The organism is Planctomycetota bacterium (genome assembly GCA_016125255.1).
GTDB lineage: Bacteria > Planctomycetota > Phycisphaerae > Phycisphaerales > Zrk34 > RI-421.
The window spans coordinates 158,168-179,854 of the sequence record WGMD01000002.1 but is presented as its reverse complement, the minus strand read 5'-3'; the positions used below and the strand labels follow the sequence as shown (position 1 = coordinate 179,854).

At 62.3% G+C, this 21,687-nt stretch carries 17 protein-coding genes and 1 pseudogene; 9 read left to right on the top strand and 9 right to left on the bottom strand.

Features of this window, described 5'->3' with window-relative positions:
* Window positions 1–171: 171 nt before the first annotated feature.
* The 4 genes from GC162_01870 to GC162_01855 are packed head-to-tail and all read left to right on the top strand — an operon-like array spanning window position 172 to window position 5,144.
* A complete protein-coding gene (locus tag GC162_01870) occupies window positions 172–906 on the top strand; it encodes a hypothetical protein (GenBank protein ID MBI1367381.1) in 735 nt (244 codons plus the stop codon).
* Between the two features lie 54 nt (window positions 907–960).
* Entirely contained in the window at window positions 961–1,431 is a 471-nt protein-coding gene (locus GC162_01865) for a hypothetical protein (protein MBI1367380.1), read from the top strand.
* Window positions 1,432–1,476: 45 nt separating this feature from the next.
* Window positions 1,477–4,470 carry a protein kinase gene (locus GC162_01860; protein MBI1367379.1) on the top strand — a complete coding sequence of 998 codons (2,994 nt, stop codon included), beginning with the start codon at window positions 1,477–1,479 and terminating at the stop codon, window positions 4,468–4,470.
* Complete coding sequence (locus GC162_01855; protein MBI1367378.1) at window positions 4,467–5,144, top strand: prepilin-type N-terminal cleavage/methylation domain-containing protein; 678 nt, start codon at window positions 4,467–4,469, stop codon at window positions 5,142–5,144. The genes GC162_01860 and GC162_01855 overlap by 4 nt, the downstream gene beginning before the upstream one ends.
* Here the strand turns inward: GC162_01855 and GC162_01850 are convergent, their stop codons facing one another.
* Together GC162_01850 and GC162_01845 are read right to left on the bottom strand one after the other, a co-directional pair.
* Complete coding sequence (locus GC162_01850) at window positions 5,145–5,861, bottom strand: PEP-CTERM sorting domain-containing protein (GenBank protein ID MBI1367377.1); 717 nt, start codon at window positions 5,859–5,861, stop codon at window positions 5,145–5,147.
* A 107-nt stretch (window positions 5,862–5,968) separates the two neighbouring features.
* Window positions 5,969–7,393 carry an MBL fold metallo-hydrolase gene (locus tag GC162_01845; protein MBI1367376.1) on the bottom strand — a complete coding sequence of 475 codons (1,425 nt, stop codon included), beginning with the start codon at window positions 7,391–7,393 and terminating at the stop codon, window positions 5,969–5,971.
* Window positions 7,394–7,460: 67 nt separating this feature from the next.
* Between GC162_01845 and GC162_01840 the strand changes: the two genes are divergently transcribed.
* Both GC162_01840 and GC162_01835 read left to right on the top strand, forming a co-directional pair.
* Window positions 7,461–8,897: an aldehyde dehydrogenase family protein gene (locus GC162_01840; protein MBI1367375.1), complete on the top strand. Its 1,437-nt coding sequence runs from the start codon at window positions 7,461–7,463 to the stop codon at window positions 8,895–8,897.
* Window positions 8,898–8,965: 68 nt separating this feature from the next.
* On the top strand, window positions 8,966–10,321 hold the full coding sequence (locus GC162_01835) for a hypothetical protein (GenBank protein ID MBI1367374.1): 1,356 nt from the start codon (window positions 8,966–8,968) through the stop codon (window positions 10,319–10,321).
* 18 nt (window positions 10,322–10,339) lie between these two features.
* Here GC162_01835 and GC162_01830 read toward each other — a convergent pair whose 3' ends face one another.
* The gene (locus GC162_01830; GenBank protein ID MBI1367373.1) at window positions 10,340–11,194 is read right to left on the bottom strand and encodes a hypothetical protein; all 855 of its coding nucleotides are present in this window, start codon (window positions 11,192–11,194) and stop codon (window positions 10,340–10,342) included.
* A 300-nt stretch (window positions 11,195–11,494) separates the two neighbouring features.
* Between GC162_01830 and GC162_01825 the strand changes: the two genes are divergently transcribed.
* On the top strand, window positions 11,495–12,229 hold the full coding sequence (locus tag GC162_01825) for a hypothetical protein (protein ID MBI1367372.1): 735 nt from the start codon (window positions 11,495–11,497) through the stop codon (window positions 12,227–12,229).
* A gap of 94 nt (window positions 12,230–12,323) precedes the next feature.
* On the opposite strand, the gene GC162_01820 is transcribed toward GC162_01825, so the two are convergent.
* The 6 genes from GC162_01820 to rnr form a co-directional block, all read right to left on the bottom strand.
* Window positions 12,324–13,040 carry a PEP-CTERM sorting domain-containing protein gene (locus tag GC162_01820; protein MBI1367371.1) on the bottom strand — a complete coding sequence of 239 codons (717 nt, stop codon included), beginning with the start codon at window positions 13,038–13,040 and terminating at the stop codon, window positions 12,324–12,326.
* A 116-nt stretch (window positions 13,041–13,156) separates the two neighbouring features.
* Window positions 13,157–14,548: a glycine--tRNA ligase gene (locus tag GC162_01815; GenBank protein MBI1367370.1), complete on the bottom strand. Its 1,392-nt coding sequence runs from the start codon at window positions 14,546–14,548 to the stop codon at window positions 13,157–13,159.
* A gap of 104 nt (window positions 14,549–14,652) precedes the next feature.
* Window positions 14,653–16,833, bottom strand: coding sequence for an ATP-binding cassette domain-containing protein (locus GC162_01810; protein ID MBI1367369.1), 2,181 nt, complete (start codon window positions 16,831–16,833; stop codon window positions 14,653–14,655).
* Window positions 16,830–17,861 (bottom strand): HlyD family efflux transporter periplasmic adaptor subunit, encoded by a 1,032-nt coding sequence (locus GC162_01805; GenBank protein MBI1367368.1) that lies wholly within the window; start codon window positions 17,859–17,861, stop codon window positions 16,830–16,832. The genes GC162_01810 and GC162_01805 overlap by 4 nt, the downstream gene beginning before the upstream one ends.
* 129 nt (window positions 17,862–17,990) lie before the next feature.
* Window positions 17,991–18,551 (bottom strand): NUDIX domain-containing protein, encoded by a 561-nt coding sequence (locus tag GC162_01800; GenBank protein ID MBI1367367.1) that lies wholly within the window; start codon window positions 18,549–18,551, stop codon window positions 17,991–17,993.
* Window positions 18,548–20,908, bottom strand: a complete 2,361-nt coding sequence (rnr, locus tag GC162_01795; protein ID MBI1367366.1) for a ribonuclease R — start codon at window positions 20,906–20,908, stop codon at window positions 18,548–18,550. The genes GC162_01800 and rnr overlap by 4 nt, the downstream gene beginning before the upstream one ends.
* A 59-nt stretch (window positions 20,909–20,967) precedes the next feature.
* Between rnr and GC162_01790 the strand changes: the two are divergent.
* Window positions 20,968–21,439 (top strand): annotated as a pseudogene (locus GC162_01790) (pirin family protein).
* Window positions 21,436–21,663, top strand: coding sequence for a hypothetical protein (locus tag GC162_01785; protein MBI1367365.1), 228 nt, complete (start codon window positions 21,436–21,438; stop codon window positions 21,661–21,663). The pseudogene GC162_01790 and the gene GC162_01785 overlap by 4 nt, the downstream one beginning before the upstream one ends.
* The last annotated feature ends 24 nt before the right edge of the window (window positions 21,664–21,687 follow it).

The window sequence follows — 21,687 nt, the reverse complement described above, 5'->3', positions numbered from 1 at the left end:
TCGTCTTGCCGTCAAGCTCATCAGGCCAGCGATAGCCGCCGTGGCGCGGTCGTGGAGCCAGGGCGGCCCCCGGAACGCTGGCACCTTTCATACCCGTTCGCAAAGCGACCTTGCGCCATTGTTTGAAAATTTGTGGTCGGGTAAGCTGGCCATGGGATGGGAGTCCGTTCAATGTCGCCACAAGGTCCGATTGATCCGATGCTTCCGTCGACGCACGCGTCGGAGATATCCCACGCTCGTGACGCCGAGCCCGAAGCGCGGCGAGCAGGGCTTGACCAGTTGCTCAAGCGATATCGGCCGGCGCTGCTGGCCTATGTCTGTTCGGTGAAGAGGATCTCGCGCGAGCAGGCGGAGGATATGGTGCATGGCTTTGTGCTGGACAAAATGCTCAAGGGCGACCTGCTGGCTCGGTATAACGCAAGTCGAGGGCGATTCCGAACTTTTCTGCTTCATGCGTTCGACAACTACGCGGCGAACGTATTTCGGGCAGCGGGGCGGCTCAAACGGGGCGGGCATCTGAAGCAGTGCGAATGGGAAGCGGTCGAGCCGGCTGCTCAGGACGAAAGGATCGATGAGTTCGATCTGACGTGGGTGCGGCAAGTGCTGGACACGACGCTCGCCCGCATGGAGCAGGACTGTCATGCCTCCGGCCGCAGCCATATCTGGGGCGTCTTCGACGCCCGGGTGGTCGGTCCGATGCTCCACGGGGCCGAGCCCGCTTCGTACGCCGACCTAATCCGAAAATTCGCTTTCGCCTCCCCGACCCAGGCGTTCAACGCCCTTGCGACAGCCAAGCGCACGTTCGACCGTCATCTGCGCCAGACCATCGCGGAATTCGCCCCCGGAGCGGACGTCGAGACGGAATTGGACTGGCTGCGGGCGGTTCTCGATGGGCGGCGCGCATGATCGGCGGGCCGACGGGGTATGCATGTGACGTTGCACTGGCTGGATGAGGTGTCGATGGACCCTGTCGACCGAAAACGGCTCGCCGATCTGCTGGAGTCGATCGAGGACATCGATCGTGTCTGGTCGGATGCCGATCTTGCGGACATTTTCGCGCATCTGCTGGCGACGTGCATCAGTTCGCTTCACCCCGACCTAGGCTCCGACTTGTCCAGTTCCGACGACACGCGCACCATCAGTACGCTGCTCACCGAATCGGACCCGAATCTCGCATATCTTCAATTACTCAAGAATTTCGCCAAAGCCAATCGCATCGAGCACAGCGACTTTCTGCCCAAAGAGGTGGCGACGGGTGTGTATTATCTTGCGATCGCCGCGGCCATTGTGCGCTGCGGCGATCGCATCAGTCTGCTCGACGACGACCAACTCGCCGAGGGACTCGTCTGGCTCCGTCGGCAGCCGTGGATCGATGACGCCTGGCGCCGGCACATCCAATCGCTGCTTGCCATGATGAATCGATCCGTTTAACCGTCCCGCCTCGTCGTGGTATCATCCGCAGGTCGGATCACGCCCATGCCTGACTCATCCGAAAGCACGCTGCCGCCGATTTCCTCCGGCGGCGTCTCCGAACTCTTCGCCGGCTCCGTCGCCGACACCGCTCATGTCAGCGTCGATGGCTATGAGGTGCTGCGCCTGCTGGGCGAAGGCGGGATGGGCACGGTCTGGCGGGCGGTGCAGATTTCGACCCGTCGCCAGGTCGCCCTCAAGCTCATGCGCGATCGTGCCTTCACCTCCACGCGCGCCCGCGCTCGCTTTGAGCGCGAAGTCGCCCTCGCCGCCAGTCTTCAGCATCCCAACATCGCGCGCGTCTATCACAGCGGGCTCCACAACGGCGTGTACTTCTACGCCATGGAGCTCATCGATGGCGTTCGGCTCGATCAATACGTCCGTGAACGTCAGCCGTCGCGACGACATCGCGTCGCCCTCGTGGCCCGCATCGCTCATGCCGTCGCCGCGCTGCATGACAAGGGCATTGTCCATCGTGATCTCAAACCTTCCAACATCCTCATTACCGCCGACGGGCAACCGCACATCATCGACTTCGGTCTGGCGCGAAGTCTAGACAATGAATCGCTCCCGCCCATTTCGATGGATGGCGAGGTTCACGGCACGACGCGCTACATGTCTCCTGAGCAGGCCGCGGGACGCAGCGAAGAGGTCGGTTTCCGCTCCGACGTGTACACGCTCGGCGTCATTCTTTATCAACTGGTCTGCGGCGAGCTTCCGCATGGTCGCTCCGACAACGACTTCGAACTGCGCCGCAGCATCATCGAACACGAAGTCCGTCGCCCGCGTCACATTCAGCCGGACATTGACGCGGATATCGATGCCGTCCTCACCACGGCACTGGCGCTCGAACCGAGTCGGCGGTACCCCTCCATGGCCGACTTCGCCGCCGACCTCAATCGATATCTCGCCGGTGAGATCGTGCGGGCGCGCCCGCTGACGCTCGGTTATCTGCTGGCCAAGCGCATCCGCCGACATCGCGTGCGCTTCGCGCTGATGCTCTGCGTACTCTTGACGCTCGTCGCGACATTCGTCGTCTCCTATCTCCATGTCTCCGCCGCACGCCGCCGCGCCGAGGACAGCGCCGAGGCCTCCCGCGGGGCCCATTATCTGACGCGCATCGCGCTGGCGAACATCGAGTTGGAGCGCCATCAGACTCATCAGGTTCGCGCGCTGCTTGACGACTGCCCCCAGGAGCTGCGCCAATGGGAGTGGTATCGCCTTGACGCGGTGTCCGATCAGAGCATCCATGCCGTGCGCGACGAACACACCGTGCTGGACGCGGTGATCGTGGACGGTGGCGCCCGTGTGATGACATTCACCGACGACCGCATGGTTCGCACACGTGACCTCGGTACCGGTGCGGTTCTTTCGGAATTGTCGCTGGAGATTGATCCTCCGAATCGCGCTGCATTTTCGCCCGACGGATCGTTTCTGGCCGTTAACCAGGCGGAAGTGTCCGTGGATCTCATCGACACGCGGACCGGCCGGCGGGTCTGGACGCTTCCCGTCAACGGCCATGTCATCCGGCCGAAATTCAGCGCCGACGGTCGATGCCTTCTCATCGCATTCGGAGGCGATCAGATGATCGTCTGTCGTACCGATTCGGGACAAATCCTCGGGAAATTCAGTGTTCCTGGCTCGCGCATCAATGTCACCGCCATTGGAGCGACGGGTCGGATCGTCGCATGCACCGGCGGCCGCACCGAGGTCTGGGACGTCGCGACCGGCCGATCACTGATGAACTCCGCCGGCGAAATCGAGTCCGGCTTGGCGATCGCCATCGACCCCAATGAATCGCGCATCGCCGTGATCAATGGCAAGGGCGAACTTCTGCTTTGGAACCTGGCGGACACGGCGCGCCCTGTCCATATGACCACCGGGCTCGGGCGGGTGTGCGACGCTAGTTTCATGCTGGACGACTTGCATCTCGTGGCGGCTTTCGATGTCAACGCGGCGGTCGTCGTGCGGGTTTCCGACGGCGCCGTTGTTGAGCGGCTCGAAGGCGTGCCTGACTTTCTCCGCGGCGTGCACGTTGTGTCCGGCGACCGTGTCATGACGCTCAGCGGCAATGCGGTCAACGTCTGGGATCTGTCGCTGCCGGTCAATGGATGCCGTCGTATCGGACGCGAAGTGATCGGCGCCGACAACCGCAATGTGGAACTTAACGCCCGCGACGGCGCCTTATTCTCGTCCGATCGATCGCCCTGTCTGATGAACCTCGTCGACGGCACGGTGCGCCGCGCGCCGTTCATGCTTTCCGGTCAGTTCGCGGGCTCCGCGCAAGCCGCCGACGGATCATGCTTCGCCGTCATGACATTCGATGACGAACTGTGCGTGATTGATCGCGCGACGCTTGAGCGACGAATGCTCGTGAGTTCGGAGCACGGTTTCATCTGGCATTGTCTTTCCGACGACGGTGCGCTGTTGGCGGCGGCTGCACTGTCGAACAGCGGCGTACGGGTGTGGCGCGTTGCGGACGGGAAGGAAGTTGGCGCCGTCGCTGGTGAATTTCCCATGACGTTTCTTCGCCATTCGCACACGCTCGTCTGCCGCGATCCGTCGTCAGCGGAAATGTCGCTCGTCGATGTCGATCGCGCGATGCACATCACGCGCTCGGCCGTCGATCTCAAGGGCTGTCAATTGGCCGTCGTCGATCCGACCGGGGCGTCGATCGCGCTGGTGCGATCCGACGGCGTCGAAGTGCTGTCGACGACCACATGGAAGCGCACCGCCCAACTACACGGCGACGTACTGCATCAGGTCTCCGACCTGGCTTTCGATCCCTCCGGCGCCCGTATCGTCACCGCAGACCAGAAGGTGCGGTTGTGGGATTCGGCGTCGGGTACGGAGATCATGACCCTTGACGACCGATCGGGCGATGTCTTCGATCGCGTGACATTCACCGAGGACGGGCGATCGATCGCCGCATATACGAGGTTCGGCGACGTCGTGATCTGGTCATCGGCCCCCAATGACAAGCATCGGATCAAGCCATGACGCGTCGACATGGTTTCACGCTCATCGAACTGCTGGTCGTCGTCACGATCATCGTGACGCTTGTGGCGATTCTGCTGCCTTCGCTCGCGCGGGCGCAGTCGAACGCGCGCGCCCTGGTCTGCACCGCCAATTTACATCAGATGCAGATCGGCTGGCAGATGTGTGTCAATGCTAACGCCGGCAAGATTCCTTACACGCGCCAGATCCGCGAGCCGCATTGGACGACGCTAATGATCAGGACGCTTGGTGCCGCGCTGCCTTCGTTCTACGGCACGAACGCCCGGTCGGTGGCGGCCTGCCCCGAGGTGCATCACGCTTACCATCCGATGTACTACGCCAATCCGCAGCTTGGCTACGCGGTCAATACATGGTGGCGCGACGGGCTGTCCGATTCGAATAACGACCTTCAGCCATGGTCCGCTGTGCGCCATCCCTCGACATATCCGTGGTTCGTGGACCCGCAGATTTATGCGTGGGGCGATGGCTTCAATGCGGCGCACCGCGTGCCGTACACGCCTCAGGGGCCGCCCGACTGGGGCGTCGGAGCCAACCATGACGACGGCAATCTTTCGAATATGTCCTTCGCCGACGGCAGTGCCCGCGCTGTACCGATGACGGACATTCGGCTGCGCCTCTTCGGGCCGGCGAGTTTTCCGTTTTTTGAAAACCGCTGATCAGCGGCGACGATGCAGCATCATCAGTCCGCTCGCAAGCAGCACGAGCGTCGTCGGCTCGGGCGTCGTCGGCCCCGGATCACGCGTCAGAAGCGCGATCGGCTCGACGCGCAACACGAACTGGTATCCATCCGTCGTCCGCGGTGCGTAGTCGGGAACGTCATTCAACCCGGGCACGTCAATCGAGTAGAGCAGATTGACAAAATTGTCATTGAACAAGTCCGGTCCGGTGACCACCAGATCATCGATGTTTCGCACCGGGATGAAAAAGTCGCCGTCGACGAATGTATTGGGGTCCGGATCGTCAAAATCAAGCCCGCTGGCGCCGCCCGGCCGAAACGTGGAGCCGTCCATGAATCCGAGCACCATGTGCAGGCCCGTCCATGTCGTCATCGTCTGGTTCTTAGCCGTCGGGAAAATGAGGTCATATTCGCTGACGGACGCGTCGCCGGGCGCTGATGCAGCGTTGATGGTGATATCGATGAACTGATTGCTGGTGAAGACCAGGTCATAACGGAAGAAGTTGCTGGACAGGCCGTTGTCCTCCAGGTCGTCATTGCCTTCGAAGCCGTTGATGATGTCGGAATCGACGAGCATGAAAGACCCGAGCCCCGGACCTGACGCGCCGGCGAAACTCTTGATAAGCACACCTTTGCTGCTGGTCGCAAGACACAGTGCAATTCCCAGCGCCGCCGCGGCAGATTGATATCGACCCATGGCATTTCTCCTTCAAGTCGAACTTGATCAAGACCGGGAACCTACGAGCAAGGGTGAGTCTAATGCACGGATGCGTTGCTGACAACATCTTTCCGGGGAACGCCCGATCAGATTTCGACCGTGCCTGATTCGCCCAGCTCGACCGTTTGCCGGTAGTTCGGCACTGTGACGGGCCAGTTCATCCTCTGCCGGATTTCCTGGGCAAAATGCAGCGAAACCTGCTCTTCGCCATGCGTGAGGAAGAGCTGTTTGGGCGGCTTCTTGAAGTGACTGAGCCAATTGAGCAGGTCGCCCCGGTCGCCGTGGGCACTGAAGCCCTCGAGCGACGCGATCTGAGCGTGCACCGGCAGGGTGCGTCCATGAATGCGGACTTCCTTGGCGCCGTCGCGGATGATGCGGCCGAGCGTGCCGACGGATTGGTACCCGACGAACAGAATCGTGCACTTGGGGTCGCCGATGTGCTGGGCCAGGTGATGCTTGATGCGCCCGCCGGTGCACATGCCGCTGGACGCGAGAATGATCGCCGGCTCCTTGAGCGAGTTGAGTTTCTTGGATTCCTCCGCGGTCTTGGTCATCGTCAGCCCGTCGAACTTGAGCGGGGGCGTCCCGCCTTCGATCATCTTTCGCATCGGCTCATCGAACCAGTCGCGATATCGCCGAAACACATCCGTCACATCGACCGCCATCGGGCTGTCGAGAAACACCATGACCTTCGGAATGCGATTGGCCCGGACGAGATTGCCGATGTGGTAGATCAGATCCTGCGCCCGCTCCAGCGCAAAGGTCGGGATCAGCAGGTGGCCCCGCTGCGTGACGATCGTTTGCGCGATGATCTTTTCAAGCTGATCTTCGATGTTGGCGAAGTCGGGATGGTCGCGGTCGCCGTAGGTGGACTCCATGATGATGTAGTCCGCTTCCTCCATCACGCTCGGGTCGTCGAGAAAGGGGCGATGCGGCTGACCGACGTCACCGGAGAAGACGATGCGCGTCGACCGGCCGTTTTCCTTGACGAGCACATCCAGCATGGCGGACCCGAGGATGTGTCCGGCATCATGCCAGGTCACGCTCAAATGATCATTGATCTTCGCGGGCTCGTTATACATCACGCCTTCAAAGAGCGGCAGCGTGTGCTCGACGTCTTCGGTTGTGTAGAGCGGGACTTCGGGATGCGCGCTCTTGCGCTTTTCCTTGAGGTGTCGCTTCTTCTTGTAGGCCGCGTCCTCCATCTGAATTTTCGCGGCGTCGCGCATGACGATCTCGGCGAGCTCGACGGTGGGCTTGGTGGCGTAGATGGGGCTGTCGTACCCTTCAAGGGTCAGTCGAGGAAGCAGCCCGCAGTGATCGAGATGCGCGTGGGTGAGGAGCACGGCGTCGAGGCCCTTGGCGCAGACGGGACAGTCGTCCCAGTTGCGAGATTGAAAGGCCCGCTCCTGAAACATGCCGCAGTCAATGAGCACGCGCACGTCTTCGGTTTCGATGGCGTAGCGCGAGCCGGTGACCTGACGATTGGCGCCGAGAAAGTGCAACTTCATGAACGTGTTATCCCGCATCCGGTGTGTCCTTGCAACCGTGCGGTAGTAAAATGCAGGGAGGTGTTGCATGTTCAAGCTCAAAGAAAGCTATCCGTACTATCTGGCGAATGAACCGGTCGGGGCGAACCGCGATCTTGTGGTCAAGGACAAATACTCGGGCGAAATCGCCACACGTGTCGCGATGGCCGATACGAAGGCGATCGACCGAGCGATCGGCGCGGCGGCGAGAGCGACGGAGTCGATGCGGACGATGAAGGCGTATGAGCGGCAGGCGGTGCTGATGCATTGCGTGGAGCGCTTCAAGGGACTCGCGGACGATCTGGCGGTGAGTCTGTGCATCGAGGCAGGCAAGCCGATTCGCGATGCGCGCGGCGAAGTGACGCGGCTGATCGATACGTTTCGCATCGCGGCGGAGGAGTCGGTGCGGATCGGCGGCGAGGTGATGCCGCTGGACATCAGCGCGCGGGCGAAGCAGTACAGCGGCATGTTCAAGCGCGTGCCGATCGGGCCATGCTCGTTCATTTCGCCCTTCAATTTTCCATTGAATCTGGCGGCTCACAAGGTCGCGCCGGCGATTGCGTGCGGGTGTCCGTTCGTGCTCAAGCCGGCAAGTCTGACGCCGATCGGGGCCCTGATCATCGGCGAAGTGCTGGCGGAGACTGACTTGCCCAAGGGGGCGTTTTCGATCCTTCCCTGCCGGCGCGACGGGGCGGACCTGTTCACGATCGACGAACGGCTCAAATTGTTGAGCTTCACGGGTTCGCCGGCGGTGGGGTGGGACCTCAAAGCCCGCGCGGGAAAGAAGAAGGTCGTGCTCGAACTGGGCGGCAACGCCGCGGCGATCGTCGATGAGACATGGACTGACCTCGACGATGCGGTGAACCGGCTCGTCGTCGGGACGTTCTACCAGTCGGGTCAGTCGTGCATCGGCGTGCAGCGCGTGCTGATCCATGCTTCGATCTATGAAGCGGTGCGCGACAGGTTTGTCGCAGCGGCGAAGCAACTGAAGATGGGCGACCCCCGGAAGGAAGAGACCTTCATCGGCCCGATGATCAGCGAAGAGGAGGCGATGCGGCTACACAACTGGATCGAATCGGCGAAGCGGCGCGGGGCGAAACTGCTATGCGGCGGCGGGCGCGCGGGGGCGATGCTCGAGGCGACCCTTTTGGAGAACGTGCCGGAGGATGAGGACGTTTCATGCAAGGAGGCGTTTGGACCGGTCGCACTGCTCTCGAAGTTCGACGACTTTGATGCGGCTCTGGCGAACGTGAACCGCAGCGTATTCGGCCTGCAGGCGGGCGTGTTCACGCGCGACCTGTATCGGGCGAACAAAGCGTGGGACACGCTCGAAGTCGGCGGCGTCATCATCGGCGACGTGCCCAGCTACCGCGTCGACAACATGCCCTATGGCGGCGTCAAGGACTCGGGCCTCGGCCGGGAGGGCATCCGCTTCGCCATCGAGGATATGACCGAAATCCGCCTGTTGGTGCTGCGCACGCCGTAATGGGTCGCCGCCGGGGCGCGGCTATGATATACGGCGGGATTCACGGCGAGCTATTCCGGAGCATGAACATGCAATTGATGCGAGCGGCGGGTGTATTGGTGTGGCTGTGCCTGACGGGAGTCACTGTGCACGGCGAGCGTATTGAACTGGCCAAGCCGCTGCCGGTGCTGACGTACAAGACCGACGGCACGAAGCTGGGTGGGAAGTTGATCGCGTACAGCGAAGACGGCTTCGAGCTTCAGACGCCGCAGGGCGAGACGCTCACGACGGCATGGACGGATCTGGAAGCGCGCAACGTGTATCTGCTGCACACGCGCGTGTTCGACAAATCAACGGGCGGGCAGGCGTGGTTCGAACTGGGCCAACTGTTGTGGGGCTTCAAGGAAGGTCAGAAGTGGAGCGAGCAAGCGTTCGCCACGGCGGCGCGGCTCGATCCGTCGCTCAGTGACGCCATCGAGAAAGCCAAACAGGCGCCGGCCGGTCCCGCCGAGCCGGAGAAGCCGGCGGCGCCTGATAAGCCGGTGGACGGCGCGGCGGCGGGGGGCGCGATGGTGCAAGCGGGCGCGGGCGGGGCTGGACCGCAGGTCGTCGGCAATGTGGACAGCAAGTTCTGGGGTCCGATGGGCGACGCGGAGCAGGCCGAGTCGGTCAAGGTGCTAAAGGAGTTCGCCGACCAGACGACGACGCAGATCGACCCGAACCTCAAGCTCTACGAAACCGAGTACTTCCTGTTCTACACGGACCTGGATGCGCGCGAGGCGCATAACTGGGAAGGGCTGCTGGACAAGATGTACAGCCGGCTGCTGCGCATGTTCAATCTGCCGGCGAATTCGAATATCTGGCGCGGCAAGGCGCTGGTGTTCGTGTTCAGGGAGGAGGCCAAGTACCACCAGTTCCAGGCCCAGATGCACGGCACGAACTCGATCGGGACCGCGGGGATGTGCCACAGCTTCGGCAACGGGTTCGTGCACATCGCGTTCTATCGTCAGCCGGACGATTTGAAATTCGCGCACGTGCTCGTGCACGAATCAGTGCATGGATTCGTGCATCGGTATCGTTCGCCGGTGAATGTGGTGTCGTGGATCAATGAAGGGTTGGCGGAGTGGATCGCGTACGATTTGGTGCCGGTGCCGAAGGCGGAAGCGAAGATGGACTCGCAGCTTGGCGCGGCGACGCTGCGCGACACGCACAGCTTCCGCGGCATGTTCGAAGCCGAGCATATCGCCGGCTGGCAGTACCCCGTGACGCTGGATTTCACGCGTTTCATGATCAACTACAAGCGGACTGGCTACGTCGATTTCATCAACACGATCAAGGAAGGCACGCCGTGGGATCAGTCGTTTGAGAAGTCTTTCGGCATGCCGCTCAATCGCTTCATCGGCGGTTACGCCAAGGCGATCAATGTGCCGGAGCTGACGCGCTGATCCTCGCGGGGCGGTGCATCACTTACGCAAATCTTCGAGGAACTGGCGTGTGACGAGCCACCATGGCGCGTTTTCATCCCACGCGCCCGGGCCCGGTCGATCCCACAGCACGATCCCGTCCGCCGCCTCGTGACAAACCTTCAGTTGCCGCGACCAGAACGCCGCGTCGAGGTAGGTGTTCTTCAGGTCGCTCGATTCGTGATACTGCGGCCAGAGGAAGACGACGACCGGCTTGTTGTAGCGGCGGGCGACGGTGATCGTGTTCCGAGCGTAGGTCTCCCATGCATCGGGCTTGTCGTAGAACGTGTAGAGAGAAGGGAAGAGCACGTCGACATGATCGACGAGCCGGCGCACCGCATCGCATTGTGCGACCCAATCCTGATACTGTTTGGATTCCGTCGGCGCGACAGCCCCCCAATAGCTTCGCAGCGGCAGCACGCCGTAGAAACCGAGCGTCACGGTCGGAGCTGCCTCGTGCGCCGCGTCGGCCATGGCGATGAGCTTGTCGACGGATCGTTCGACCACTTCGCGATCTCCCGTGAGCGGCCAGTGCTCCACGTCCAGACAAACGAGCGTTGAACCTTTGAGCCGACTGACAAGCCGACGAACCTGCGGGAGATTCGGCTGATCCGGATCGGACCCGGCGGGCCAGAGGGCGCTGCGGTAGAAGATCGCGATCGGCCGCATGCCGTAGTGATCGACCGGTCGATCGGTCGGCGTGTCGCGTCGTGAATGCAGCGCATCGAACACCGGAAAGCGCACGATCGGTGTGTCGTCCGCGCCCGTCGGACTCGTCATGATGAACAGCATCAATAGCGCGGCGAACGAGTCTCCCCATTGTCGCCGTCGCCCATGTGGCTTCTCGCGCATCATGAGGGAGTATAGCGAGCGTCGATGCGCGGGGCGGTTGGGGCCGCTCTGGTACTGGATTGGTACCACATTGGCCCATGGCAAAGGTTTCGAACGCATGCCATCACCGTGGAAATCGCTGATTTTAACGCGCTGAACGCGATTCATGGGTCTGGCATCAGATTTGTTAGCTGCAACATGTGGAAGAGCGATCTGCGGTTGGACACCGTGGATCGGATGAAGTTCTTGATCTGAGGTAAATCCTCGGAAAGGTTGAGTGAGATGATGTTGTCTATTGCACCGTCTGCAAAGCATATTTTGTCCGTGTGCGCGAAGATCACACTGGCCCTGGCCATGTTGATCGGTTCGACGCGCGCCGCATCCGCCGCGACGATCTACATGCCCGGCGACGTCAACAATGACCGCCTCAGCAACATCGCAGACCTGGTCATCCTCAGCTCCAACTTCGGTCTCTCCGGCAAGACGCGCGAGCAGGGCGATCTCGACGGCGATGGCTCCGTGAGCATCGCTGACCTTGTCCAGCTCAGCGCCAACTTCGGCAAATCCGCCCAGCCGCTTTTCGCCAGCATCGTCGCACCCAACGGCGTCCTTGACTTCGGTTACGCCACCCTCGGCACCGCGCCCACCGTCGATCTGATCGTCTTCAACAACTCCCCCAACAACTATGACAACATCCCAGGCCTGACCAATCTGACCATCCTCTCCGCCGCCATCACCGGACTCGACGCCTCCAAATACTCCCTCATCAACTTCACCCCTGGCATGACCGTCGCCCGCGGCCTGTCCTTCAATCTCACCATCGCGCTCGACGCCTCCGCCGAGGGCGATTTCGACAATGCCCTCCTCACGCTGCTCACCGATCAGGGCGCCGGCCTCGGACTGCCCGGACAGTCGTACAGCTACACGCTGCACGGCGGTGTCGGCGCGGTCGACGATGTGCCCACCACCGTCGTCATCCCCACGCCCGTCGCCTCCGTGTCCGGCATCGTCCTCCTGCTCACCGCCGGCATGAGCCGACCCCGCCGCTGCAACTACTGATCTCTCTCCGCCGCAAGGCACGCTCAATCTCATAAAGAAAGCTCAGGGATCGCCATCCCTGAGCTTTTTTGCTGCGTTGATGTTGTCGCGTGTCCTACCGACGCCGCATCATCGCCGCGCCGACGCCGAGGAGCAGCATCAATCCCGCCGTCGGCTCGGGGATCGCCGACAGCGATACCTGCGTGAGCTGCCAGCTTGCCGCCGCGCTCGTCGTGTCGTCACCGAGGAAAATGAAATTCGGCGTCTCATACGGATCGGGGAAACCCGCGAACGCCGAATAGTCCCGCATCAGCCCGCTCAGGATTGACGCCCCATTGGCCGAAAGCTCATACGAACCGTTGTGCAGCGTCAGGGCGTAGTTCACGTACGCCGCGGTGGTGTCGAAGCTATGATTGACCTCGCCGCGCACGAACAGCGGGCTGTCATCCTGCGACCACACTTCGTCGGCCCAGAACCCGATCTCGATACCTTTCTTGTTTGAGTCGAGGAAAATCACGCTCAACCCCGCGCGGTTGCTCGAACCATTGTGCGTCTCGCTCAGCAGCTTCACATTGAACGACAGCGTCATGCCAGTCGTCGAATCGATCGGCGTGCTCGAGCGGCTGAATCCGCCCTGCACACTCTCCGATGAAAGCGTGTTGACGCTTTCGATCCCGCCCGCCGCCGAATGGGTTCCGCCGACAAAAAACTGAGTCCATCCCTGCGCGCCCGGCTCCGTGTTCAGCGATCCGTCATAGATCACCGTCGCCCGCGCCGACGCCGACAACATCCCCAGCCCCATCAGGGCCGCCGCACATATCCGCTTGTTCATGAAATCGCTCTCCCAAAGGGTTCTCTCGCTTCCAATATACTCCGCAATCGCCGACCCGCCAATGAAAAAAGCTCAGGGATGGCCATCCCTGAGCTTTCCGTGGTGAAATGCCGCGCTTATCCGCCGATTTTCTCCGCGAGGAACGCATGGACCTTGTCGATGGCGATACGCTCCTGATGGGCGGTGTCGCGGTGGCGGACGGTGACGGTCTGATCGGTCAGCGAGTCGCCGTCGATGGTGAAGCAGAAGGGCGTGCCCGCTTCGTCCATGCGGGCGTAGCGCTTGCCGATCGACTGCTTGGCGTCGATCTGACACACGTACTTCTTCTTGAGCGACTGGTACAGCTTGTCCGCCACCTCCGGCATCCCGTCCTTGTTGACCAGCGGGAAGATCGCCGCCTTGATCGGCGCCATGCGCGGGTGGAAGTTCATCACGAACTTGCTGCCCGACCGCTCCGGCGTCGGTGTGAACGCTTCGCAGATCAGGGCGAGCGTCCCGCGATCCGCCCCCGCGCTCGGTTCGATCACATGCGGGAAGTACCGCTCATTGCGCTCCTGATCGAAGTACATGAGCTTGTCCCCCTTGCCGCACGCGTTGGCATGCGCCCGCAGATCGAAATCGCTCCGGTGCGCCACGCCTTCCAGTTCCCCGTACCCCGGCGAAGTGAACGGAAACCGATACTCCACATCGCACACCCCCGCCCCTTCCTTGGCGTAGTGCGAAAGCTCATCCTTGTCATGCTCGCGCAATTGAAGATTGTCGCTCGTGAGCCCGATCGACTGCCACCACTTGTACCGCGAATCGCGCCAATACTGATACCACTCCACCGCCGTTTCGGGCCGAATGAAGAACTCAATCTCCATCTGCTCAAACTCGCGGCTGCGAAACGTAAAATTCCGCGGCGTCACCTCATTGCGAAACGCCTTGCCCTGTTGGCCGATGCCGAAAGGCACTTTCACGCGCGAAGTGTCCACGACATTCCAGAACTGCGTGAAAATCCCCTGCGCCGTCTCGGGACGGAGGTATGTCAGCGATTCCTCATTCTGAACGGCGCCAGTATGCGTCTGAAACATTAGATTGAACTGGCGCGGTTCGGTGAGCTGACACTTGTCATGTGCGCCCGGGCATTTACTCGGCTTGAGCGGGCATTGAAGCTCCTTGATGTGATCCGCGCGGAAACGGCCCTTGCAGCCCTCCGTCTTGCAGTCCACCATCGGATCATTGAAACCACCAACATGACCCGATGCCTCCCACACTTTCGGATGCATGATGATGGTGCAGTCGACCGGGACGATTTCAAAGCCGTGGCCGTCGGGGCCGGTGTGGTCGGTTTGGATGATGTCCTGGTACCAGGCGTCCTTGAGGTTGCGCTTCAGTTGGGCGCCCAGCGGGCCGTAGTCCCAGAAACCGTTGATCCCGCCGTAGATTTCCGACGATTGAAAGATGAATCCGCGCCGCCGGCAGAGGGCGACGATTTCGTCCATGGATTTGGTCGTTTGTTCGCTCATGATGCGTGCAATTCCCTAATGGTGAAGGCCGAAATCGTAGACGATTCACGTCTCGATTGCCACATTTAGCGGCGGGGCTTGCCCCGCGCGGCCCTCACCGCCCGCTAACCCAACTGCTTCCTGAACCGCGTGATCGACAGCGTCAGAATCACCACCATGCAGATCGCCAGTCCCGTCATCGCCGGGACAAGATCGATGACCTCCGCACCGCGCAGGACGATGCCCCGCAGAATCTCGATGAAATACGTCACGGGGATGGCAAACGTGATCAGGTAAATCGGCAGCGGCATCTCGGCCCGGGGAAACATGAAGCCCGACAGGAGCACGCTCGGCAGCATGATCATGAACGAGAACTGCATCGCCTGCATCTGCGTCCGCGCCAAGGTCGAAATGAGCAGGCCCAGCCCCAGGGCGCAGACGATGAACAGCGCCGCCATCGCCATCAGCAGGAACAGGTTTCCGTGGATCGGCACGCCGAAGAGGTAGACCATCGCGGTCAGGACGATGAGCGATTCGACGAAGCCGGTGATGGAGTAGGGCAGGAGTTTGCCGAGCATCAGCCCGGCGCGTCCGACGGGCGTGACGAAAAGCTGTTCGAGCGTGCCGACCTCGCGTTCGCGGACGATGGCGAAGCTGGTCAGAAAGAGCGTGACAAGCTGGAGGATGATCGCGACAAGGCCGGGCACGAAAAAGTGCGAGCTTTCGAGCGCCGGGTTGTACAGGAGCCGCGGGCGCACATCGACGGGGATCGCCAGTTCGCCGAACGGATCGCGTGCCGGGCTGAACTGCGCCGCTTCGCCCTTGGCCTTGGCGAGACGCAACGACGTGGCGAAGCCGAGCAGGCGCGTGGCGGTCATGGCGGTGGTGGCGACCTGCGAGTCGGACCCGTCGATGAGCACCTGCACCTGCGTCTGCTCGCCGTGGAGCAGTTGATCGGAGTAATCGGGCGGAATGATGACGCCGACCTGGGCGCGCCCGCTGGTCAGCGCGTGCCGGAAATCATCACGATCGTGGACCCGGTCGATGATGCGGAATGTGCGCGTGTTGGCGAAGGTGTCCGCCATCTCGCGCGCGGCGGGCCGGCCGTCCAGGTCGTACACGATCGTCGGAATATGCTCGATCTGCGTATTGATGGCGTAGCCGAAGATCGTCAATTGCAGGAGCGGGACGACGAGCATGAAAAAGATCGTCGTGGGCTGGCGGCGGATGTGGAAGAACTCCTTGATCATCACGGCGCCAAGCCCGTTGAGCGCGCGGGGCTTCACCTTCTTGTGATGCTCTTTGGGTTTGGAGGCGGGGGGACTTAAGTCCCCCCGCCTTGTGGAATCGTCCATTTCGCCACGATCCGCGTTCTTCGTCAGCGTGACGAACACATCCTCGAGCGTCGGCGTCACGACCCGGATGTTGATCTGATCATCGGGCAAATCAATCGCGCGGGCGATTTCCGCTTCGTCGACGCGCTCCTCGGCGAGCACGTGAATCGTCTGCCCGAACAAGGTCGCATCACGGATGCCTTCATGCTCGCGCAGCTCCGAAAGATGCTGCACGGGATGGGGCAGGTCGATTTCGAGCCGCCGCGTGCCCGGCGGGGTCACCTGCGGTAGTTGTTTCAACTCGTCCGGCTCGCCGAGCACGAGCAGTTTGGACTGATAGATGTAGCCCACATCCGTGCAGCGCTCCGCTTCGTCCATGTAGTGCGTCGTGACCAGCATCGTCACGCCGCGCCCGGACAGTTCGAAGAGCAGGTCCCAGAGCTGTCGCCGCGCCACCGGGTCAATGCCGGCGGTCGGCTCATCGAGAAAAAGCACCTGCGGTTCATGCACCAGCGCACACGCCAGCGCGAGCCGCTGCTTCCATCCGCCCGATAGGTTGCCCGCCAGTTGCTCGACCGGCTGACTTTGCAGGCCCGTCAGCTCCAATACGTCCTTGCGGCGCTGGTGCAGACGCTCGGGGGAAAGTCCGTAGATTCGCCCGTAAAAGTCGATGTTTTCCTGAATGGAGAGGTCGGGGTAGAGACTGAATTTCTGGGACATGTAGCCGATGTGGCGTTTGACGGCCTCGGCTTCGTCGGTGGCGTCGCGGTCGAGGACGGTGGCGCTGCCGGCGGAGGGACTCAGCACGCCGCAGAGCATGCGGATGATCGTCGACTTGCCGGCGCCGTTGGGCCCGAGCAGGCCGAAGATCGCGCCGCGCTTGACCTGGAAGCTGACCTGGTCGACAGCGACATGCTCGCCGAACGAACGGCTCAGACCGCGCACGTCGATGACGATTTGCTTGTCAGTCATGGCGTGGCAGGCGCAGCGGGGGCGGCGTTTCGATCGCGCGAATGATCAACTTCCGGGGTCGGAGGCGGAGGCAACCATACGTCGGCGTTCATGCCGGGTCGCAGAAGATCGATGCCCTCCTCGAGCACGACCTTGATGCGGAAGACCTGCTTGGAGCGATCTTCGGGCGTCTGCACGTTACCCGGCGTGAACTCGGCCTGCTGGGCGACGAAGCTGATATGCGCTTTGAACTTGCGACCGGGGAACGAATCGACCGTCACATCGACCTTGTCGCCCGGCTCCAATCGCATCAGATTCTCCGGCAAATACGCCCGGATCCACAGATGGGACAGGTCCAAGAGCGACAGCACGGGCGCGTTGGGCGTCACCATGTCGCCGGGCTGAAGATCGACCGCTTCAATCTCGCCCGGCACCGGTGAGGCCACTTCCAGTTCGCAGATCTGCGCATCGATGGCCGCGAGGTTGGCGTCGGCGGCGTCGAGAGCCGCGCGGGCTTCGGTGAGGTCCTCCTTGCGCGTACCCTCTTCAAGCTGCGCCAACTGCTGACGACGGACTTCGACCATGGCGCTGGCGCTTTTCAGGTTCTCCGTCGCCTTGTCGAGTTCATCCGGCGAGGCCGCCTTGGCGTCGAACGATTTTTTGATGCGCTCGAAATTGAGCTGCGCCAGATCGCGCTCGGCCTCGGCGGATTGGACGTAGGCGCGGGCGGCTTCGATGTCCTGCTTGCGCGGACCGGCGACGAGCTTGTCGAGATTGGCGGCGAGCTGGGCGCGCTGGGCGCGGAGGGCGTCGCGCTTGTGAAGCAGGTCGTAGGGCTCGAGTTCGATGAGCACGTCGCCGGGCTTGACACGATGACCTTCCACGGCGTCGACCCGCTTGACCCGCCCGCCGACGCGGGAGCCGAGGCGGATTTCATCGGCTTCGATGAACCCGGAGACTTTGAGCGGCTCGGCGCGGTGTTGGGCGTAGTAAAGCGCTCCGATAAGCGCGGCGGCGATAACGGCGAGAGCGATCAGGCGTGGGAACATGATGGCTGTATGGTCAGAGTGCGCGGTGGGGTTGTCAATAGGGGGACGTTTGAAACGAAAGGCGAAGCAGAGCACGCCGCCCGTTCGACATGCTCACGGCAAGAAGCGGCATCGCTAATCTGTGCCGATTCATAAGCGCAGGCGGCGAAGCTTTTCCAGGGCGCGCATCACGGAGGCGTCGGTGAACTCTTGGGTGATTTGACGCAGGTCGACCCAGCGGGCGTCGTGCGCATCGTCGGCGGCGACCAGTTCAGTGGTTTTGGCGCGGAAGAGGAAGCGGAGGTCGAAGTGCTCGTGGGCCGGTTCATCCTTTTTGGGATTGGCGGGGATGGGGTGAATGTCCAGATCGAAAAGCTGCACACGATTGAGGGGGACGGCGTCCATATCGACGACGCCGGTTTCCTCGCGGGTTTCACGGCGGGCGGCCTCGAGGATGTTCGTGTCGGCGGCGTCGATGTGCCCGCCGGGCTGGAGCCAGCGATGGAGTTTGCTGTGAAGAATCAACAGAAGCGACCGGGCGTCGGGCGAGACGATGAAGGCGCTGGCGGTGAAGTGGCCGGGCTCAAAGAGCTTTCGGCTGAAGGGGTCGGCGGCGTCCTGCGCGAGCTTGATCATGCGGCGAAAGTGATGGCGCTCGCGCGCATCGTACGCTTCATAGCGGTTGAGCAACTCCAGGACGTGGGCGTTCATCTTCTTCTCTTTTTGGATCGGCGCGGCTTGTGAGCGGCGGGGCGGGCGGGGGAATGCTTGGCTTTCTCCTTGCGGCGTTTGCGGAAGGGCGACACGGGCGCGGCGGCGGCCCGACCGGAGGGCGTGTCGAGCAGCATGAGGTTCAATTCGCGCTTGGCCAGATCGACGCCCATGACGCGCACGCGGTACTGGTCGCCGATGGCGATGGCGCGGCCGGAGCGCTGAGCCACGAGCGAGCCGGTGTATGGATTGAGCTGCCATCGTTCGGCGGGCGCGCCGGGCAGGGCGTCGGTGCGGATGAGTCCTTCGACGAGATACTTGTCGATCTGGCAGAAGACGCCGAAGTTCGTCGCGCCGGTGACAGTGCTGGCGAATTCGTCGCCGATGTGCTTTTCGAGCAGATGCAGGACGAGCAGCGTGCGCAGCTCGCGCTCGGCTGCTTCGCTGTTGCGCTCGGTGGCGGAGCAGTGGTTGCCCATCTGCCTCAGCCAGTCAGCGTCGGGCACGCGCTCGTCGGAGCGAAGCTGATTGCTCAGGCGTTTGCGCTTCTGAGGCGAACGGGGGACGCGGCCGACTTCGTCGAGCTTCTGCGTGAGCACATCCAGCGCCCGGTGCACGGTCAGATCGGGATATCGCCGAATCGGACTGGTGAAGTGCGTGTAATGCTCGGAGGCGAGAGCGAAGTGGCCGATCAGATCGGGGGTGTACTCGGCCTTGGTGAGCGTGCGGAGCACGGCGAAGTGGACGGCTCGAGCGGCGGGCGTGTCACGCGTCGCTTCGAGAAGTCGCTGAAGGTCTTTGCGGGTCGGCCGCATCGGAATGTCGAACCCGGCGACACGGGCGAAGGTCCGCAGCTCGGTGATGTCATGCGCGCCCGGCTCGGGGTGAATGCGGCGAATGAGCGGGACATTCAGATCGGCGAACACGCGGGCGACGGCTTCGTTGGCCTCGACCATGAACGCTTCGATGAGCTTGTGCGTGTACGAATCGTCCTCGGGCTGGGCGTCTTTGACGTGGCCGTCCTCACCGTAGACAAGCTCGACTTCCGGCAGGGCCAGCACGATCATGCCCTGCTTCATGCGCCGGGCGCGGATGATCTGCGACAGCTCATTCATCTTCGAAAGCGCCTCGATCAGCTCGGCGGTGTACGGCGCATCATACTTGGCGTGCTCGCGCGCGAGCTTTTGATCGCCGTCGATGAGCGCCTGGGCTTCGATGTAGGTGAGGCGATGGGCCGAGTGAATGACGGAGCGGGCGAAGCGGCTGGACTGCGGGTAGCCGTCGTCGTCATACGTGATGAACACGCTGCGGGCGAGTCGCGGGACGTTGGGCTGAAGACTGCACAGCCCGTTGCTGAGGACTTCGGGGAGCATGGGCACGACGCGCTGCGGCAGATACGTCGAGTTGCCGCGCTGATACGCTTCTTCGTCGAGGGCCGAACCGGGCGTCACGAAGGCGGCGACGTCAGCGATATGCACGCCCAGTTCCCACCCATTGTCCGTCCGGCTGATGCTGATCGCGTCGTCGAAATCCTGCGCGGTGGGCGGGTCGATGGTGATGATGTACGTGTCGCGCAGGTCGGTGCGATTTTCGAAAAACGACTCGGGGTTGTTGTTGTACCGGTTCACGACCTGCCGGGCGTTGTCGATGACTTTGTCGGGGAAATGCTCCGCCAGGTCATAGGCGCGGCAGACGGCGACGGTTTCGACATCGGCTTCGCCGGTCTTGCCGATCACTTCGGTGATGACGCCTTCGGGCAGGGCGTTGTCCTCGGGGTAGCGCGTCAGTTCGATGACGACCTTGTCGCCGACGGCGGCGTGCTTGGCGCCGGGGTCGCGCACGACGACGGGCTGCGCCAGGGCCGTGCCGTCGACGATGACGAGGAACGTGTTGCCTTTGCGCTGAAGCGTGCCGACGAAGTGCGACTCGCCGCGTTTGAGGATTTCGACGATGACGCCGATGTAGGGGGATTTGCCGCCGCCGGAGCCCCCGCCGAAACCGCCGCGGCGTCGGACGTCGGCCCGGACCATGTCGCCGGTCAGGGCGCCATTGGTCGCGCCGGCGGGGACGAACAGATCGCCATGCGCGTTGGGCGTATCGGGAATGACGAAACCGAATCCGCGCTGGTTGAGGCGGAAGCGCCCCGTCATGGTGCGCCCCGGCGGCGGCAGCGCGATCGTGCCCGCCGAGCCGAGGATCACCTGATTTTCGGAAACCAGTTCATCGAGCGCGGCCTTGAATGCGTCGCGATCCTGATCGGCGACGCCGAGCTGGTCCGCGAGGGCCTTGAAGCTCTGCGGTTGGTACGCACGGTGTTTGACGTGCTGGAGAATCTGATGCTTGTAACTGTGTGACATGAAAACTCATCAATTAGTAGGAAGAACAGGAAAAATTATACACGAAAGGCCCGAACACAATGATCCAGACCACCAAATCCAATCAACGCGGCCGGACGAAAATCGGCTGGCTCGACAGCTTTCATTCGTTCAGTTTCGGTGAGTGGCACGACCCGAACCATATGCACTGGGGCACGCTTCGCGTCATCAACGACGACCGCGTCGCCCCCGGCGCCGGGTTCCCGACGCACCCGCATCACGACATGGAGATCATCACCTATGTGCTCGCCGGCCAACTCGAGCATCGCGACTCGATGGGCAACGGGTCGGTCATCAAGGCGGGGGATGTGCAGATGATGAGCGCCGGCTCGGGCGTGACGCACAGCGAGTTCAACCCGTCGAAGGACGACGAGGTGCATCTGCTGCAAATCTGGATCTATCCGCGTCTGCGGGGTGATCGGCCGCGCTATGACCAGCGGAACTACCCCGCGGCCGAAAAACACAATCGCCTGCGGGCGCTGGTCAGCGGCGACGGGCGCGACGACTCGATGACGATCGGGCAGGACGCGGCGATTTACGCTTCGATCATCGACCCGGGCAAATCGGTCTCGCTGCCGACGCCTGATGGTCGCCGCGTGTGGGTCCATGTCGTGCGCGGCTCGGTGAAGGTCAACGGCGACTCGCTTTCGAGCGGCGACGGAGCCGGCGCGGTCGATGAAGATCACGTGACGATCGAGGCCGTCAAGGATTCGGAAGTGCTGGTGTTTGAGGTTTAAGGGGGGATGCAACGGAGCGGACTT

Excerpts from the sequence above, each read along its gene's own strand:
- GC162_01830 (MBI1367373.1), bottom strand. The coding sequence starts at position 11,194 with ATGATGCGCGAGAAGCCACATGGGCGACGGCGACAATGGGGAGACTCG.
- GC162_01855 (MBI1367378.1), top strand. The coding sequence starts at position 4,467 with ATGACGCGTCGACATGGTTTCACGCTCATCGAACTGCTGGTCGTCGTC.
- rnr (MBI1367366.1), bottom strand. The coding sequence starts at position 20,908 with ATGTCACACAGTTACAAGCATCAGATTCTCCAGCACGTCAAACACCGT.
- GC162_01860 (MBI1367379.1), top strand. The coding sequence starts at position 1,477 with ATGCCTGACTCATCCGAAAGCACGCTGCCGCCGATTTCCTCCGGCGGC.
- GC162_01835 (MBI1367374.1), top strand. The coding sequence starts at position 8,966 with ATGCAATTGATGCGAGCGGCGGGTGTATTGGTGTGGCTGTGCCTGACG.
- GC162_01840 (MBI1367375.1), top strand. The coding sequence starts at position 7,461 with ATGTTCAAGCTCAAAGAAAGCTATCCGTACTATCTGGCGAATGAACCG.
- GC162_01850 (MBI1367377.1), bottom strand. The coding sequence starts at position 5,861 with ATGGGTCGATATCAATCTGCCGCGGCGGCGCTGGGAATTGCACTGTGT.
- GC162_01810 (MBI1367369.1), bottom strand. The coding sequence starts at position 16,833 with ATGACTGACAAGCAAATCGTCATCGACGTGCGCGGTCTGAGCCGTTCG.
- GC162_01805 (MBI1367368.1), bottom strand. The coding sequence starts at position 17,861 with ATGTTCCCACGCCTGATCGCTCTCGCCGTTATCGCCGCCGCGCTTATC.
- GC162_01815 (MBI1367370.1), bottom strand. The coding sequence starts at position 14,548 with ATGAGCGAACAAACGACCAAATCCATGGACGAAATCGTCGCCCTCTGC.
- GC162_01800 (MBI1367367.1), bottom strand. The coding sequence starts at position 18,551 with ATGAACGCCCACGTCCTGGAGTTGCTCAACCGCTATGAAGCGTACGAT.
- GC162_01845 (MBI1367376.1), bottom strand. The coding sequence starts at position 7,393 with ATGAAGTTGCACTTTCTCGGCGCCAATCGTCAGGTCACCGGCTCGCGC.
- GC162_01785 (MBI1367365.1), top strand. The coding sequence starts at position 21,436 with ATGACGATCGGGCAGGACGCGGCGATTTACGCTTCGATCATCGACCCG.
- GC162_01865 (MBI1367380.1), top strand. The coding sequence starts at position 961 with ATGGACCCTGTCGACCGAAAACGGCTCGCCGATCTGCTGGAGTCGATC.
- GC162_01820 (MBI1367371.1), bottom strand. The coding sequence starts at position 13,040 with ATGAACAAGCGGATATGTGCGGCGGCCCTGATGGGGCTGGGGATGTTG.
- GC162_01870 (MBI1367381.1), top strand. The coding sequence starts at position 172 with ATGTCGCCACAAGGTCCGATTGATCCGATGCTTCCGTCGACGCACGCG.